Consider the following 15,384-nt stretch of genomic DNA (forward strand, 5'->3'; position numbering starts at 1 on the left):
CGCGAGGGGCTCGGTTATTTCAAAGCACGAAGCGTGCCAGTTTTGCTGCGACCATGAATTTCTATTAAAATCAATATGATATGAGAATCAGCCTGCGACAGGGCCGAGCGGCGGCGCGGTCAAACATTGATCAACAGCACAGACATCGCGCATAAATTTTGTGCAGCGCACAAGAATGACGCGCAATTGATCAAGCGCGCTTCTGGCCGGCGATATAGGCCTCTATCCGGTCCGGATCGAAGATCTGGCCATCGAAGAATCCGTCCGGACCAAGCACGAGACTCGCCCCCGCCGAGCCGACCGGCGTGGCGACCTTCAGCGCCCCCTCGACCTTGGCATTGGCGCCCGGCAGTGCCACGCCGAGCGGTTTCAGCGCCGAGCGGTAAAGATCGGGCCGGTAGCAGTCGCGGGCGATGGCGAGGTTTTGCGGCGTGTGCGGCAACTGCCCCCAGCGAACCATCTGCGTGTAGAACCACAGAGCATGGCTCTTCCAGGGAAAGTTCGCCGCCTTGTCGAAGGGCAGGAAGAAATCCTCGACGCGCCGTTCCGAGCCGCCGCCGAGTTGAAGCTGTCCGGTCAGGACCGGCATCTGGATCGCTGCCGGCTGCCCGAGGAAAGCGTGCCTCGCCATCAGCGCCGCCAAGTCGCCGCGATTTGCTGGATCCTGGCACCAGCGTGCGGAATGATGCAGCGCTCGGAGCAGCGCCGCCAGCGCGTCCGGGTGCTCCTCGGCCCAGGCCTTGCGCACGCCGAGCACCTTTTCCGGGCTGTTGCGCCACAGCAGAGCCTTGACCGTGACGATGCGGCCGATGCCCGCCGCGACCGAGGCGCTGTTCCAGGGCTCGCCGACACAATAGCCGTCGATGCGGCCTGCGGAGAGCGCATCGGCCATGAAGGGCGGCGGCACGATGACGATCTCGATGTCGCGGTCGGGATCGATGCCGCAGGCGGCGAGCCAGTAGCGCAGCTCGTAATTGTGCCCGGAATGCGGATGCACGACGGCGAAGCGCAACGGCTCCCGGCCGGCGGCCGTCCGCTCGCGGACAAGCCCGCCAAGGGCGACCCCTGCCCGCGCCGGATCGAGGTCCGGCGCGGCGCCGTGGGCTGCCATGCCCTCCCACACCGCGTTGGAGACGGTGACGCAATTGCCGCCGAGCCCGAGCGAGAAGGGCACGATGGTCTCGGAGGCGAGCGGCGTGAGGCCAAGGCTGCAGGCAAGCGGCATCGGCCCCAGCATATGGGCGACGTCGAAATGGCCGATGGCGATACGGTCGCGGATGTTGGCCCAGGAGGTTTCGCGCTGCAGCTTGAGCTCGATGCCCTCGCGGGCGGCAAAGCCCATCTCGCCGGCCGCGACCAGGACGGCGCTGTCGAAGAGCGGCATGAAGCCGGCGGTGATCTGATGCGCGGCAGCCATGCTCATTCGCCCTCCAGGGGTCCCAGCAGCCCCGCCGCCGTCACCAGGCTCTGGGCGATGTCGGCGATCTTGCGGTTCTGGTTCATGGCGGTCTTGCGCAGCAGCGCGTAGGCCGCTTCCTCGCTCAAACCGCGCGACTTCATCAATATGCCCTTGGCTCGATCGATGACCTTGCGGTTCTCCAGCTCGCTGCGCGCCTCCTCCAATTCGCGCGCCATGCGCGAGAAAGCGTTGAAGCGGCTGATCGCCATGTCGAGGATCGGCTTGATGCGTTCCTTCTTCAGCCCGTCGACGACATAGGCGGACACGCCGGCATCGACCGCCGCCTCGATCGACGCCTGGTCGGAGCGGTCGACGAACATGGCGATAGGCCGCTTCACCGCGCGCGACAGCTGGAACATGTTCTCCAGCATGTCGCGGTTGGGATTTTCCAGGTCGATGACGATGACGTCCGGCTCGATCTCGGCGATCCGCCGGGCGATGCCCGCCACGTCATGGATCACCGTGACATGGCGATGGCCAGCGTCTCGCAATCCAGCCTCGATGATCGAAGCGCGGATGCGGTTCTCGTCGATAACAAGGATGGTCAACGAACCGGTGGACATGCGCCTATTGTGCAGGCGAACCGGAATTGTGCAATGCGGTAGTCGGCTGGAAGCGAATTCAGCCCAACGTTTTCCGGATCATCGAGGGTCGCCGGCCTCGACCTCACCAAAACCCGACCAGCGACCTCAGCATAGCTCTGACGCCAATCGCTTCGAGGCAGGTTTTGCGGAAACCGGCTCGCCCCGTTGCCTCGAGCACGTCGTCATCGATGCCGCGCAGAATGACGCTCGCGTTGCGCCAGCCGATCCTGGCGAGCGCTGACGCCAGTTCCGCGCGCGCGGGATCGAACCGGCTCTGATCGATGGTCGGGCTCTCGCCCCGCTCGATGTCGTTACTCGCGCCGAGCTTGTGCTCCGGCATTGCCACGACCGTGCTGGCGTCGAAGGCTCTCGAAGGATCGAGGAAGCGCGAGATCGAATTCAGGCAAGCGGCCGGCTCTGAGACGAGCTGCTCATAGCGCAGGAAATGCACCGGGATGTCGGTGCGTCGAAGCGCATCCATGGCGAAGTAGAACTGGTTCCAGTAGTCCGCGGGCGTTCGGAACCTGTACTCCATCTTGCGCGGTTCGGTAAAATCCTGCCTCAGCTCGAACGGCTTGCTGAGAAAGGCCGCGAGATTTCCGCTCGGTTTGAAGAGCGTGTCGTTCCTTGCCTGGCGGTACCATGACAAGAGCTGGGTGACCGGGTCCTTGCTGACGACGACGATCGGCAGCTCGCCATATCGCATGTCGCGGCCATCCATCAGCGCCGGAAAAATCCCGTGCTTCCAGAAGCCCCGATCGAAGACGACCGGCACTTCCAGATAGCGCGCGATCAGGTGCTTCGCGAGATTTGTTCCGGACCTCGGCGTCCCCATGACGCGAACGCCAACGGCATACTGGCCAAAGCGCGTCGGGGAGCCGATGGGCGTTGAAACATTCATGATGCTCACGGTTCCGCCCGCCGAAAAGCCGGCTGCTCGGCCATCAGCTCGCCCGGCCTCGAGCTTACCCGTGTCGCCTGGCGCTGCGGCCGACGGATCATGGGTCCTGGATCGCCGGAATCGAGAGCGGCGACATGACCGACTATGGTCGCAAAGAAATCCCGCTCGCGGATCGGGCGATAGCGCGACGCGATCGTTGCACGCAATTCGGCGAGCCAGCTCGGATCGGTGCAGGCTTTGGCGACGGCGGCGCACCAGGCTTCGACATCGTGCGCGGGAAGCGTCGGCATCAGCCCTTGCGTCGCCTCGGTCAGTGACGGGGCATCGGAGATCAGAACCGGCAGGCCGAAATCGAGGCACTCGGCGGCTCCCAGGCCCCAGCCTTCCACCGCGGACGGGTAGACGCTGAATTCGGCATCCCGATAGAGTTCCGCGAGCTGCCGATCGCTGAGATTGGAGCGGAACTGAACATGGTCGCGAAGCTGAGGATTGGCGTCCATGAAGGCCACCAACTCGTCATACATCCACCCCCAGCGACCGCAGAAAACCAGCGTCGGCAGCCGATCGCCCAGCACAGGCAGAAGCCGATGCCAAACCTTGAGCAGCAGGATGTGGTTCTTCCTGATCTCGATCGTCGAGCAGTAGAGAACGAACTTCCGGGCCGGGTTCTGTCTTTCCGGGCACATCTGTCGATCAGCGAGGCCTTCCTTGAGAAAGGCGCCGGGCGACGCGACCGCCACTTCCGGAACCCGATCGGGATTGGAGGCCCTTGCATGGCATCGCACCCTGTCGGCCGTGTATTTCGACACGCAGACGAGCAGATCGGAATTTTCCAATTGCCATGCCGTGTTGCGGACGAAGCCGCGCGCATGATGAGGCCCGACAAAGTGCGGGAAGTCGATCGGGATAAGATCGTGCATGATGGTGAAGATGCCGCAGCGGGTTTTTTCCGCGAGCTTCTTCGCTGCAATCTCATGCACGCTTGCGCTCGACAGGAAGCATACCGCGTCGTCGTCCCTCAGAGGATCTTTCGTCCCGGTCCTCCTCGCGCGCAGGCACGATTTCACGGCCTTGAAGAGACGAATGGTCGTCTTGGAGAGTTGGAACTTGATGCCGCGCCGCCTTTCCGAGCCCGAGACGAAGATCGCCGCCACCCGGTCGAACTCGCGTCCGAAATCGAAGGGCGCGTCGCGCAGGATTGACAGCACCGTCCAGAGGCGAGCCAGATACGGGCTATCCTCTCCGCCGACGACGCGCGGCAGCTCACCCTCGACCAGGCGCCTCAGATAGCGAAGCTCCGCTTCGCCCAAAATTCGGCCGCGCCCCTGCGCGTCGACGATGAAGAAGCCGACCGGCGAGGCGCGCCATCGAAGCGCCTGGCGGACAAGTGCCGTCTCGACGCGCGGTATGCCTACGGGCGGATGAGGTCCCCACCGAAAAGGCAAGCTCGCGTCTATGTACAGTTTCTTCAATGGATTACCTTCAGATCTACTTAGATTTCGCACGCAAAACGGATGACAAAAGCCGGCCGCAGCTCACCGTTGCCAAACTTGCACTCGGCGAGACCCCACGCCTGACCTCAGGGCTAGGCAAAATGTTCATTTCTGATAGGCTGAATGCTTACGTGGGAAAATTACCCACGTCATGAGAATGGGCGCAAAAATGCTATTGGGCATGCGAGCCGCTTGACATGTGGGCAATATTCCCACAATCATCGACCATTGAGTTTCAAGCCACTTCGACCGGGCCCGCCGCGCGCAGACCCGGATCGAATTTCGGCGGATCACCTGCCCCCCGCATGATCCGCGGAAAAGCAGCCGTACCGAAAAAGCTCGAACCACCCACCCCGGTACAAGAGCACGTGCGACTGCGCCGGCCGGTTCTGTCCCCTCGCAAAAGACAGACCGGCCGGATCCCTCGCCATGGCGAGACAGCGGTGATTTTCGAGAGGTGGGCGACTAGGGCAATTCCAGGAAAAGTGTGGGCGGTTGAGTTCGGCGCCTTCGCCGTAACCTTCCGTCCGGAATTGCGTCAAAACAAAGAGATAGAGCGGTTCGCCGTTCCGTGAAACGGTGAAACGCTCCAGTCGCTGAGCACTCAGCATTGCCGCTGGGCAAGGTCCCGGCGATCCTTTGCCCCTCGGCTTCTCCGAGCCCTTAAGGCGAGCCAGGGCCGCCCGGTCCACCGGGACCGCCTGGCCCACCCGGTCCGCCATTGGGTGCGCCACCCGGCGCCCCGGGAATCCCGGGAGCTCCCGGGCCGTTCGGCGGACCTGGCGGCTGACCGGGCATGCCACGCTGGCCAGGCGAGTGCGTGCCGACATTCGCCTGACGTGAGGCTGATACGATATTGCCCGACCGGTCGAATCCGACGGCAAGGAACGCGCGCACGACAGTTGTCGATTTCGAATCGTCGTCCTCGACGGAGACCCCCAGGCCCGATTCCAGCCGGCGTCCCTGACGCTGTAGGAAGGTCTCGTAGAGCACGCTGGCGACATCTGCCTGTGGAACCGGAGCTTCCGCCTCGATGCGCACCACCTTGTAGCCGCCGGTTGCCCTGGCCAGCGTCAGTTCGACGCGGCGGTTCGCAAGCTGCGACGATCGTGGCCCTACATTCAGCCGTCCCACCTGCAGCGAGCCCGACTTCAAGACCGCCAGACCGCGAACCAGGTAACGTGTCTCGGATGGCCTGGCCTCTATCAGGCTTGCGACGATTTTCCCGTCCGGCCGGCGAATGCCTTGGACGGCCACGATATCGCCCTTCCTGACCGGCGGCATTCCTACAAGGTCGCCTGTGTCCACGCTCTGTCCCAGAACCAGGATCGAGCTCCGACTTATGCGCTCCACCGGCCCGACGACCTCGCTAGTGACATGGATGCCACGGGTAACAACGCGATCCGCATCCTGTGTCACAACTACACGCACGACATGCCCTACCTTGAGGCTGCTCGCGGTCGTGGCGACGCCGTCAATCCAGACGGGCACATCCGGACCGTAGGCGACCCGCACATCGTTGACGAAAATGCTGCCGAAGCGCTGTATGGTTCCCACTATGCCGGTGCCGCCGATGCCGTGATCGTCCCCTGTTCCGGCCGTCCAGCCGGTGCCGCCGATACCCCGGTCGCCCGAACTGTCCGTCGCCCTCGCGAAAGCGCTGAACAGCACCGCTGGAAAGGCGGCGCCGAGTGCTAGGAAACTCCGCCTCGTCAACCTCCAGTCCATCAGGCGTCTCCGCCGGCAGGCTTGGAAGAGTCCTCGCCGGCGAACGATGCGCCGTCGGCCGTCAGAATGTAGACGCCGCAATTCCACCGGCTAGTCCCGCCGGGATCGCGCTTCACCGCCTGGTTCGCATGCTTGTTGAGGTACAGCAGCGTCTCGACCACGACCTTGCGGCTATAGGCTTCGAGCGACCTGGCAAGGTCCTCCGAGAGACCGTCATAGTGGACGGCCCGCTCGATGAAAGGCGGTTTGTCCGCCAGGATGTTTGCGACGGCGGCGGTGGCATGGTCCTGAAGATTGCGGGCAAAGTAATAGAGCCTGACCTCGCCGTCGTCGCGCGGCGCCATTGCCGCTTCCATCAGGACGACGCGATCCTCTTCATCGATTTCCACGAGCTTGCGATCGAGCCAATCGTCCAGAACCGCCCTCGGCCGCAAATCGCGCGTCACCGACTCCACGAGCCCAGCGAACGACGCTTCGCCGGTCTCGGCCATTCGCGGCAAGGGCAATGGCGCGCCCCTGGCGTCGGTGAACATCGGATCGGCAAGCCAGCGCGCGACGATCGCGCTCGTCCTCGAAACGGATTCGGGTATGACCCGGACCGGAGCGCCGGCGCCACGCAGGCGGCTGACCTCCTTGCGATGGACGCCCGTCAGCAGGCTTACCCTGCTGTCCGTCTGCGGCTTGTCGGGTAGCGCGAATTCATGCTCCGCCACGTTGACGTAAATCTGCCGCAACAGGTCGACGAAGGTGGGAAACGTCACCCCGCACTTGATCGCCAGTCGGACCAACGGGCGAAGCACCCGGTTCAACGCGCCTTGGACGCCCGCGGCGTCCAGATATTGTTCCGCCGATTTGCTCATCGCCGTCCTTCACCCGTCAATCAATTCACCTATGCCCCGAAAATTCCTGCCGAAAATAGCCCGTGGGAAATGCTTCCACAATAGATGGGCCGGCAACGCTGGCTGTCCACCCGATGTGCTGCAGTCGCAATGAGGGTTCATATCCAGTCGTCAACCTCCGGTTTCGCAGGTCGGCAATCCTCCTGAGGTTGACACGTGTGAAATTTTCCCACAATACTTGACCGAGGCAGAATCTCGCATCGATCATCGCCAGGACATGACCTGCAAGAGGAGAGCACTTTTGAAAAGGCCTTATGTGAAGCCGGCCATAAGCAAGGCGTCGGATGGGTTCGACCAGCCAGCGGGCAATTTTGACCGCATCGACCTCGCGCACCGCAACGGGAAGAACCTTTCGGACCAGGGCGCCATCGCCCCGAGCAAGGACGGCGTCGATTCAGCCGTCTCCCTGACCGCGAGCGTCGTATCGGCCTATATTGCAAACAACCCGCTGCCCGCGGCCGAGCTGCCGGAATTCATCGGCAAGATATATGCCTCGATCAAACTCATTTCGATCGGATCGCTCGATGTCCAGCCCGACGAAATCAAGGGCGTCGCCCGGGCGAAAAAATCCATCACGCCCGAATTCATCGTCTGCCTGGAAGACGGCAAGCGCTTCAAATCGCTGAAGCGGCACATCAAGGCTCAGTACGGCCTTACGCCGGATCAGTATCGAGCGAAATGGAACCTGCCGTCCAACTACCCGATGGTCGCGCCGAACTATTCGGCGACCCGCTCGAAACTGGCCAAATCCATGGGCCTCGGCCGAAGGATAAAATAGGCTCCGGAACGCACTGCGACGCTACGGGCGTTGCTGGCGGGCGGTGGGAACACTATAGGTGTTCCATCGTGCGCGAAGACATCCACACGGCAGGCGTCCCAGTGCTCTGCGTTTCATGCGAGGCGCGGCATCGCGGTATATGCGGCGCGCTCAATTCCGAGCAGCTTGTCGCCCTTGCCAGGTCGACGAAACGGCACAAGGCCGACGCCGGCAAGGAACTGATCGGCGATTCCATGAGCGTCGAGCGCTTCTCGAATGTGCTTTCGGGCATCGTGAAGCTCACCAAAACGCTTTCCGACGGCCGGCAGCAGATCGTCGGCTTGCAGTTCGCTCCCGACTTCCTCGGCAGGCCTTTCCGGAGCGAGAGCACGCTCACCGCCGAGGCCGCGACCGACGTCGAATTGTGCTCGTTCCCGCGCCAGGCGCTGGAACAAATGATGAAGGAGCAGCCTGACCTCGAGCATCGCCTGCTCGAACAGAAGCTGCGCGAGCTCGACCAGGCCCGCGACTGGATGGTGGCGCTCGGCCGCAAGACCGCCGCCGAGAAGATCGCGAGCTTCCTTTTGATGATCGCGCGCAATATCGATCCGGCGACCGGACCAGAGCGGCGCGGCGCCGCTTTCGATCTGCCGCTGTCGCGCGCCGAGATCGCCGATTTCCTGGGCCTCACCGTCGAGACTGTAAGCCGGCAGATCACCCGCCTGCGGGGCGAGAACGTCATCCGCATCGAGAACAACCGCCACGTCATCGTCGACGACATCGGGCGCCTCGCCGCGCGGGCCGGGGACTGATCCCCGCCGCGTCCTTTATTGATCGCCGAGAACCTCGGGCAGCACATGGTCGTGCTCGAAGGCGATGTGGCGGCGCATCGATTCGAAAAAAGCGCGCAGCATGTAGCCGAACGCCTCCGGGTTCTCGATCGGCCGCCCGTGGCCGTAGGCCAGCAGCGCCTCGCCGAGGTCCGCGGCCGCGCTTTCGTCCTCCAGATGCTCGAGCTTCAATCGCGCGACCGTGTCTTCCTCGCCGGTTCGTCGCGCAAAGGTGGGGAAGACGACCTCTTCCTCGAAGCGGTGACACTCCCGCAGCAACGGCAACAGGTCGGCCGCCACGGCGAGACATTGGAGCCGGTCGACGCGCGACGGCAGATCGTCGGCAATGCCTTCGAGAATGTGGCAGAGCGCGAGCTTCTGCACATGCGCCCGCCTCATGTCCGCCGGGCTGAGCAGCGGCTCTGGCTTTTCGCCCGTCATGATGGCTCCTCCGTCAGGCCCGGCTCAAGGCGTGGGCAGGGTGACCGTGTCCTCGACGGGTTCTTCGCGGACGGTGCGCAGTTCGTACCAGAGCGCGTTCAGGATACCGACGGAGGCGGCCAGTCCAAGGCCGAGAATCCAGGAAAAATACCACATGGTCAGAACCTCAGGTTGGATCAGTAGGCCGACGAGCCAGCTTTTTCGACGCTCTTCTCGCCGACCTTGCCCCACAGCACGCTGTAGACCCAGGCGGTATAGGCAAGGATCAGCGGCAGGAAGATCACCGTGGCGATCAGCATGTTGCGCAGTGTAGCGCGGCTCGACGAGGCGTCGAAGACCGCGAGCGAATGGCTTGGGTTGCTGCTCGACGGCAGCAGGATGGGGAACATGGCAAGCCCAACCGTTGCGATGATCATCGCAACGCCGAGCTTCGATGCAATGAAGGTCCATCCTTCGAGCCGCGCCTGGAAACCGGCAGCCGCGAGCAAAGGTGCCGCGATGCCGAGCGCGGGCACGATCCAGAGCAAGGGGTGAGCGTGGAAATTCGCCAGCCAGGCGCCGCCGTCCGCCACCACCGTCTTGACGAGCGGATTGGAAGGCCCGTCCCAGTCGATCGGCGACGTCACGCGGTAGCCGCCGAGCAGACCGAGCCAGACCAGCACGCCGCCGCCGGCAAAGAGCGCCGACGTAACGATGGCGGAGCGGGCGCCGACAGCGCGGGCGCGGTCGGCGACCGTGCCTTCCGCCTTGAAGGTTAGCCAGGCCGCGCCATGCGTCACCAGCATGGCCAGCGAAACCAGACCGCAATAGAGTGCCAGCGGGTTGAGCAGCCCGAAGAGACTGCCTTCATAGATCGGGCGCAGGTCCGGCGTGAAGTGGAACGGCACGCCCTGCAACGTGTTGCCGACGGCAACGCCGAAGATCAATGCCGGCACCGCGCCGCCCACGAACAGCGCCCAATCCCAACGCGTGCGCCAAGCCGGATCCGTCCGCTTCGACCGGTACTTGAAGCCCACCGGGCGCATGATCATCGCCAGCAGCACCAGGAACATCGCAAGGTAGAAGCCGGAGAAGCTCACCGCATAGAGCGCCGGCCATGCCGCGAAGATGGCGCCGCCGCCGAGGATGAACCATACCTGGTTGCCTTCCCAGACCGGACCGATGGTGTTGATCGCCACGCGCCGCTCGGCATCCGTCTTGGCGACGAAGGGCAGCAGCGCGCCGACGCCCATGTCGAACCCGTCGGTCGCGGCAAAGCCGATCAGAAGCACGCCGAGCAGTATCCACCAGATCACGCGCAGCGTTTCATAGTCGAAGAGATATCCGATCATCGTCGTGATCCTTTCACTCTGCCGGTTGCATTGCGGGGCCGGCGCTCGGGCGCAGATCGTCGATGACCTTCGCGATCTCCGGCCCCTTGCGGATGGCGGCCAGCATCAGCCGGACCTCGATGACGGCGAGCACGCCGTAGACCAGCGTGAAGCCTGCGATGGTGAGCAGAAGATCGCTTACGCCGAGTTCCGACGTGGCAAGGAAGGTCGGCAGCACGCCGTCGATGATCCAGGGCTGGCGACCGAACTCAGCCACGAACCAGCCAACCTCGATGGCGACCCACGGCAGCGGCATGGCGATGAGCGCGGCGCGGAACAGCCAGCGTGGCGCCTCGGTCTCGCGCGTCGTATGCCAAAGCGATACGGCAAACAGCGCCAGCAGCGCGAACCCGCAGGCGACCATCAGGCGGAAACCGAAGAAGAGCAGCGGCACGTAGGGCACCGTCGACCAGGCGGCGTCCTTGATCTGCTGCTCGTTCGCCTGCCTCGGGTCGGGCAGGTACCGCTTGAGCAGCAGCGCGTAGCCGAGATCCATGGAGCTGGCATCAAACACCGCGCGGGCGGCGGTGTCGCCGCGGTCCGACTTGATCTTCTCCAGCGCGTCATAGGCAACGATGCCGTTGCGGATGCGGGCTTCCGCATGAGCCACGAGCTCGTCGATGCCGGCGATCTGCCTGTCGAGCGAGCGGGTGCCGATGATGCCCATCACCCATGGGATGCGGATGGCGAAACGCGTCTCGCGGCTGTTCTGGCTCGGGATGCCGAAAGCCGTGAACGAAGCCGGCGCCGGCTCGGTCTCCCACATGGCCTCGATGGCCGCGAGCTTCATTTTCTGGTTGTCGGTGAGCGCATAGCCGCTCTCGTCGCCGAGCACGATGACCGACAGCGCCGATGCCACGCCAAAGGCCGACGCGATCACGAAGGAGCGCTTGGCGAGCTCGACGTGGCGTCCCCTGAGCAGATACCAGGCCGACACGCCGAGCACGAAGGTGGCGGCGCAGACATAGCCGGCGGAAACGGTGTGGACGAACTTGGCCTGCGCCACCGGATTGAAGATTACCGCCATGAAGTCCGTGACTTCCATGCGCATCGTGTCCGGGTTGAAGGCCGAGCCGACCGGGTTCTGCATCCAGCCATTGGCGATCAGGATCCACAGCGCGGAGAAGTTGGTGCCGAGCGCCATCAGCCAGGTCACGGTCATGTGCGCGCGCGACGAGAGCCGATCCCAGCCGAAGAAGAACAATCCGACGAACGTGGCTTCCAGGAAGAAGGCCATCAGCCCCTCGATGGCGAGGGGCGCCCCGAACACGTCGCCGACATAGTGCGAATAATAGGCCCAGTTCATGCCGAACTGGAATTCCATGGTGATGCCCGTGGCGACGCCAAGGGCGAAGTTGATGCCGAACAGCACGCCCCAGAATTTCGTCATATCGCGCCAGATGACGCGGCGGGTCATTACATAGACTGTCTCCATCATGGCGATCAGGATCGAAAGGCCAAGCGTCAGCGGCACGAACAGGAAGTGGTAGAGGGCCGTCAGCGCGAACTGCAGCCGCGACAGGTCGACGAGGAGAAAGTCGGACATGGGAGCATCCTTTCTGGACACCGTCTCATAGCGCCGCACGAAGATCGACGGCTTGATCTGGATCAATTCCCTTCCTTCCCAGGCATGCGAAAGACGGGCCATGAAAACGCCGGTCGTTCCCGCACCAGTTCCTGATCCCGCCGCCGCGTCGCCTGGCGCTTTCCAGGCGCTCGCCTCGGCCAGCCAACTGGCAAAACGCGGATTGCGTCGGCTGCTCTGCCTACAGATTGCCCGCTCCGCGCTGCGGCTTGGCTTCGCCGCCACGGCGGCCATGGCGGTGGGGCGGCTCGTCATGGCCGAGCCCATCGCCTCCTGGCTCGTCCCGGTCACGATTGCCCTTCTCCTGGCGGCCTGCATCGCCGGGTTTGCCGCCGACAGGGCGCAAGCCTCCACTGAGACCGCCGTATCGATCGGTCTGCGCGAACGGGCGGGCAAGCGGCTGGACGAGACGCCTGCACGCCGGTTGCAATCGCTCTCGGTCGGCGGCGTCATTATGTCGATGCAGCGTCATCCCGAAGCGATCGCCGGCCTTGTCGTCGGCCACCGCGCGGCAAGCACCATGATGGCGGCCGGGCCGCTGCTCGCGGTGGCGGCACTTTTCCTCGTCTCCTGGCAGGCGGCCCTGCTGGTCATCTGCCTGACGCCGGTGATGATCCTGTTCTTCGCGTTGATTGGGCGTGCCATCCGCCGGCGCGCCGATGCGCAGGAACGGGCCTACGGACGGTTGGCGGGCCAATTCGCCGACCGCATCCGCACCCTGCCGACGATCCTCGCCAACCATGCCACGAGCGGCGAAGAGGCCAAGCTTGCCCGGCGCCTCGAAGCCTATGCGGACAACACGATGGGCGTGCTGCGCATCGCCTTCGCCAATGCCGGCATCATCGACTTCTTCGCCTCGCTCTCGATCGCCATCCTTGCCGTCTTGCTCGGCCTCGGCCACCTCAAGCTGGCGATGGTCCCCGGCTTCTCGAATCTCGAGCTCTGGCAGAGCCTGTTCATCCTGATGATCGCGCCGGAATATTTCGCGCCGTTCCGGCGCTTCTCGGAGCAGTATCACGCCAAGGCGGAAGGACTGGCTGCGGCCGGCGCGCTCGACCGGCTGCTGGACACCGAAGAGGTCGTTGCCAAGCCCCTGCCGGTGCTCGACGTGCTTTCCCTGGAACTGCCGGCGCATGGCCTCGTCGCCATCACCGGCCCCAGCGGCTCAGGCAAATCGACCTTGCTGCGCCGTCTCGCCGGCATCGAAGCAGGCGGAATACCGGCGTTGGGTTCCCGTCGATTGACCGCTGAAGACATCGCATGGGTTTCGACGGACGCATACGTGCCCGAAGGAACACTGGCCGGAGCGATTTCGTGGAACGCCGGTGCGGTAGACCCGAACCGGCTTCAACATGTCGCCCGCGCGATCGGGCTGCTCGACGACGCACTGCTGCCGGGCGGCCTCGCTGCCAGGCTGGACAAGGGCGGCGCCAATCTTTCAGGCGGCCAGCGGCTCCGTATCGCGGTCGCCCGCGCGCAACTTTGCGGACGAACCGTGCTGGCCGACGAGCCGACGGCAAAGCTCGACCCAGGGACGGCGGGGGCCGTGCGGCGGATGCTGCTCGAGATTTCGACGAGGCGGCTGCTCGTTGTGGCGACACATGACCGAAGCCTCTCCGGCGCCGCCGACATCACTTTCGATCTGACCCACGGCGATACCGTCGAGGTGGCGGCATGAGCGCGGCAATACGGTCATCGAGCCGGACCTCGTGGCGGCTGGCGGCGGGCTTCGCCTTTGCCGCCCTGGGCTGCGCCATCTTGCTGGGCGGCGTTTCCGCATGGCTGCTCGGATCGGTGGCGATCGCCGGCCTTTCCGCCGCCGCCTTCACTTTCAACTTTCACATGGCGGCGGCTTTCATCAGACTGTTCGCCGTCGGCCGCACCGCTGCCCGCTATGGCGAGCGCCTGACCGGTCACAAGGCGGCGCTCACCGATCAGATAGCGCGTCGCGTCGAGCTCTTCGCCGCCATGGCGGCGGCGCCGGCGGTGCTCAGGACGGGATGGCAGCTTGGCGATGATGCTCGCCTTGCCGACTACCTCGACGACGTCGAGGACCTCGACTACGCCAGGCTGCGCGCCGGCCTGCCGGCGCTGACGCTCGCCTGCGGCCTCGCGATCCTGATCGCGGCCTCGGCGGTCCTCGCGCCTTTGTCCCTCCTACCGATCACCCTCTTGCTGCTTGCCATCCTGTTCGCGGGGAACCGGGTGGCCAAGGCTGGCGCCATGGCATGGGAGCGGACCAGGTCGCTGCGTCGCGGGGGCGCAAGCCGACTTGGCGCGGCCATGGCGTCAGCCGTGCCTTTGAAGGCGGAGGGCGCATGGAGCCGCGAATGCGCCGAAGCCCTCGCGGCGTTCTCCCGCGCCGATGGGGCGCTGCTTGGGCTTCGCCAGCTGCAGGCCGTGCTGGACATGATCGGCACGACCTTCGGTCCGGTTGCCGGCATCAGCGTGATGGCGGCGGCCTGGCATGCCGGCCGACAGGGCACGGAACTCCTCCCGCCCATGCTGCTCGCCTTCTCCTGGATTGCGCTGGGCGAAGCCATGAATGGCGCATCGCGCATAGCGGTTGCCATGCTTCGCCGCAACGCGGCTCGCAACGAGATCGGACATTGGATGCAAGCAGCGCCGGCCGGCAGACCCAGTTCGGCGCTGGACGAGACCTTGCCGCGCCTCCTGCGCCACGGCGCCCTGCAGCGCCGGGCACCTGACGGCCGGGCGATCGGAACGCCCATCTCCCTGCTTCTCGCGCCGGGTCAGACGACGATGCTCGTCGGAGCTAGCGGTTCGGGCAAGACCAGCCTGCTCAAGCAGATCGCCGGCTGGATCGGCGACGACGCCTTCGCGGCAGGCGACCGCATTCTTTCGGCCAGCGAGCGACGCGCGCAAGCCACCCTCGTCCTGCACGACGCGGTCATCATCGAAGACACCGTCCGCGCCAACCTGTTTGCCGGCGATGCTCCGGACGCCGCACTCTGGCGAGCGCTGGAGGCCGTCGAGATGGATGGTCGCATCCACGAGGCCGGCGGATTGGACGCCTGGATCAGGCAGGACCGGTTCTCGCTTGGCGAGGCGCAGCGCATCAATCTCGCGCGCGCCTGGCTGTCATCCCGGCCGCTCATGCTGCTCGACGAGCCGACGGAGCACCTGGACTACGAACAGGGCCAGCGCATCCTCGAGCGTCTGCTGGCGCATCTCGGCGACAGGATCGTCGTCATCTCGACCCACCGCGCATCGTCGCTTCGCGACGCCCGCACCATCGAGCTGCAACCCTAGGACGTTTCACCGTTTCACGGAAACGGCGAGCCGCTCTATCTCTTTGTTTTGACGCTATTCCGGA

General features: G+C 64.6%; 15 protein-coding genes. 5 read left to right on the top strand and 10 right to left on the bottom strand.

The features are described from left to right. Positions 1-190 precede the first annotated feature (190 nt). The 4 genes from DPM33_RS06355 to DPM33_RS06370 all read right to left on the bottom strand — a co-directional run bounded on the left by DPM33_RS06355 (position 191) and on the right by DPM33_RS06370 (position 4,389). The gene (locus tag DPM33_RS06355; protein WP_167448982.1) at positions 191-1,417 is read right to left on the bottom strand and encodes a CmpA/NrtA family ABC transporter substrate-binding protein; all 1,227 of its coding nucleotides are present in this window, start codon (positions 1,415-1,417) and stop codon (positions 191-193) included. Between the two features lie 2 nt (positions 1,418-1,419). Beyond that, positions 1,420-2,022, bottom strand: coding sequence for an ANTAR domain-containing response regulator (locus tag DPM33_RS06360; protein WP_112096542.1), 603 nt, complete (start codon positions 2,020-2,022; stop codon positions 1,420-1,422). A gap of 103 nt (positions 2,023-2,125) precedes the next feature. Next, positions 2,126-2,944, bottom strand: coding sequence for a sulfotransferase domain-containing protein (locus tag DPM33_RS06365; RefSeq protein WP_146770210.1), 819 nt, complete (start codon positions 2,942-2,944; stop codon positions 2,126-2,128). A gap of 5 nt (positions 2,945-2,949) precedes the next feature. Further along, entirely contained in the window at positions 2,950-4,389 is a 1,440-nt protein-coding gene (locus DPM33_RS06370) for a glycosyltransferase (protein ID WP_167448968.1), read from the bottom strand. A gap of 26 nt (positions 4,390-4,415) precedes the next feature. On the opposite strand from DPM33_RS06370, the gene DPM33_RS36135 reads away from it, so the two are divergent. Then, complete coding sequence (locus tag DPM33_RS36135; protein WP_167448969.1) at positions 4,416-4,592, top strand: hypothetical protein; 177 nt, start codon at positions 4,416-4,418, stop codon at positions 4,590-4,592. Between the two features lie 508 nt (positions 4,593-5,100). On the opposite strand, the gene DPM33_RS36640 is transcribed toward DPM33_RS36135, so the two are convergent. Further along, positions 5,101-6,165 (bottom strand): DUF5666 domain-containing protein, encoded by a 1,065-nt coding sequence (locus DPM33_RS36640; protein WP_208648368.1) that lies wholly within the window; start codon positions 6,163-6,165, stop codon positions 5,101-5,103. Next, positions 6,165-7,025 (bottom strand): DUF6502 family protein, encoded by an 861-nt coding sequence (locus DPM33_RS06385; RefSeq protein ID WP_167448970.1) that lies wholly within the window; start codon positions 7,023-7,025, stop codon positions 6,165-6,167. The genes DPM33_RS36640 and DPM33_RS06385 overlap by 1 nt, the downstream gene beginning before the upstream one ends. Positions 7,026-7,431: 406 nt before the next feature. On the opposite strand from DPM33_RS06385, the gene DPM33_RS06390 reads away from it, so the two are divergent. After that, positions 7,432-7,842: a Ros/MucR family transcriptional regulator gene (locus DPM33_RS06390; protein WP_245442036.1), complete on the top strand. Its 411-nt coding sequence runs from the start codon at positions 7,432-7,434 to the stop codon at positions 7,840-7,842. A gap of 68 nt (positions 7,843-7,910) precedes the next feature. Further along, positions 7,911-8,633 (top strand): Crp/Fnr family transcriptional regulator, encoded by a 723-nt coding sequence (locus DPM33_RS06395; protein WP_342634321.1) that lies wholly within the window; start codon positions 7,911-7,913, stop codon positions 8,631-8,633. A gap of 15 nt (positions 8,634-8,648) precedes the next feature. On the opposite strand, the gene DPM33_RS06400 is transcribed toward DPM33_RS06395, so the two are convergent. The 4 genes from DPM33_RS06400 to DPM33_RS06415 are packed head-to-tail and all read right to left on the bottom strand — an operon-like array spanning position 8,649 to position 12,008. After that, positions 8,649-9,092, bottom strand: a complete 444-nt coding sequence (locus DPM33_RS06400; RefSeq protein WP_245442021.1) for a hemerythrin domain-containing protein — start codon at positions 9,090-9,092, stop codon at positions 8,649-8,651. A 24-nt stretch (positions 9,093-9,116) separates the two neighbouring features. Next, positions 9,117-9,248, bottom strand: a complete 132-nt coding sequence (gene cydX / locus DPM33_RS06405) for a cytochrome bd-I oxidase subunit CydX (protein WP_112096546.1) — start codon at positions 9,246-9,248, stop codon at positions 9,117-9,119. A 20-nt stretch (positions 9,249-9,268) separates the two neighbouring features. Next, a complete protein-coding gene (gene cydB, locus DPM33_RS06410; protein ID WP_112096547.1) occupies positions 9,269-10,423 on the bottom strand; it encodes a cytochrome d ubiquinol oxidase subunit II in 1,155 nt (384 codons plus the stop codon). A gap of 13 nt (positions 10,424-10,436) precedes the next feature. Continuing rightward, positions 10,437-12,008, bottom strand: a complete 1,572-nt coding sequence (locus tag DPM33_RS06415) for a cytochrome ubiquinol oxidase subunit I (protein WP_112096748.1) — start codon at positions 12,006-12,008, stop codon at positions 10,437-10,439. 100 nt (positions 12,009-12,108) lie between these two features. On the opposite strand from DPM33_RS06415, the gene DPM33_RS06420 reads away from it, so the two are divergent. Further along, positions 12,109-13,725, top strand: coding sequence for an ATP-binding cassette domain-containing protein (locus DPM33_RS06420; RefSeq protein WP_112096548.1), 1,617 nt, complete (start codon positions 12,109-12,111; stop codon positions 13,723-13,725). Beyond that, positions 13,722-15,320 carry an ATP-binding cassette domain-containing protein gene (locus DPM33_RS06425; RefSeq protein ID WP_112096549.1) on the top strand — a complete coding sequence of 533 codons (1,599 nt, stop codon included), beginning with the start codon at positions 13,722-13,724 and terminating at the stop codon, positions 15,318-15,320. The genes DPM33_RS06420 and DPM33_RS06425 overlap by 4 nt, the downstream gene beginning before the upstream one ends. Positions 15,321-15,384: the final 64 nt, after the last annotated feature.

The sequence above is a fragment of the Mesorhizobium hawassense genome (assembly GCF_003289945.1).
GTDB lineage: Bacteria > Pseudomonadota > Alphaproteobacteria > Rhizobiales > Rhizobiaceae > Mesorhizobium > Mesorhizobium hawassense.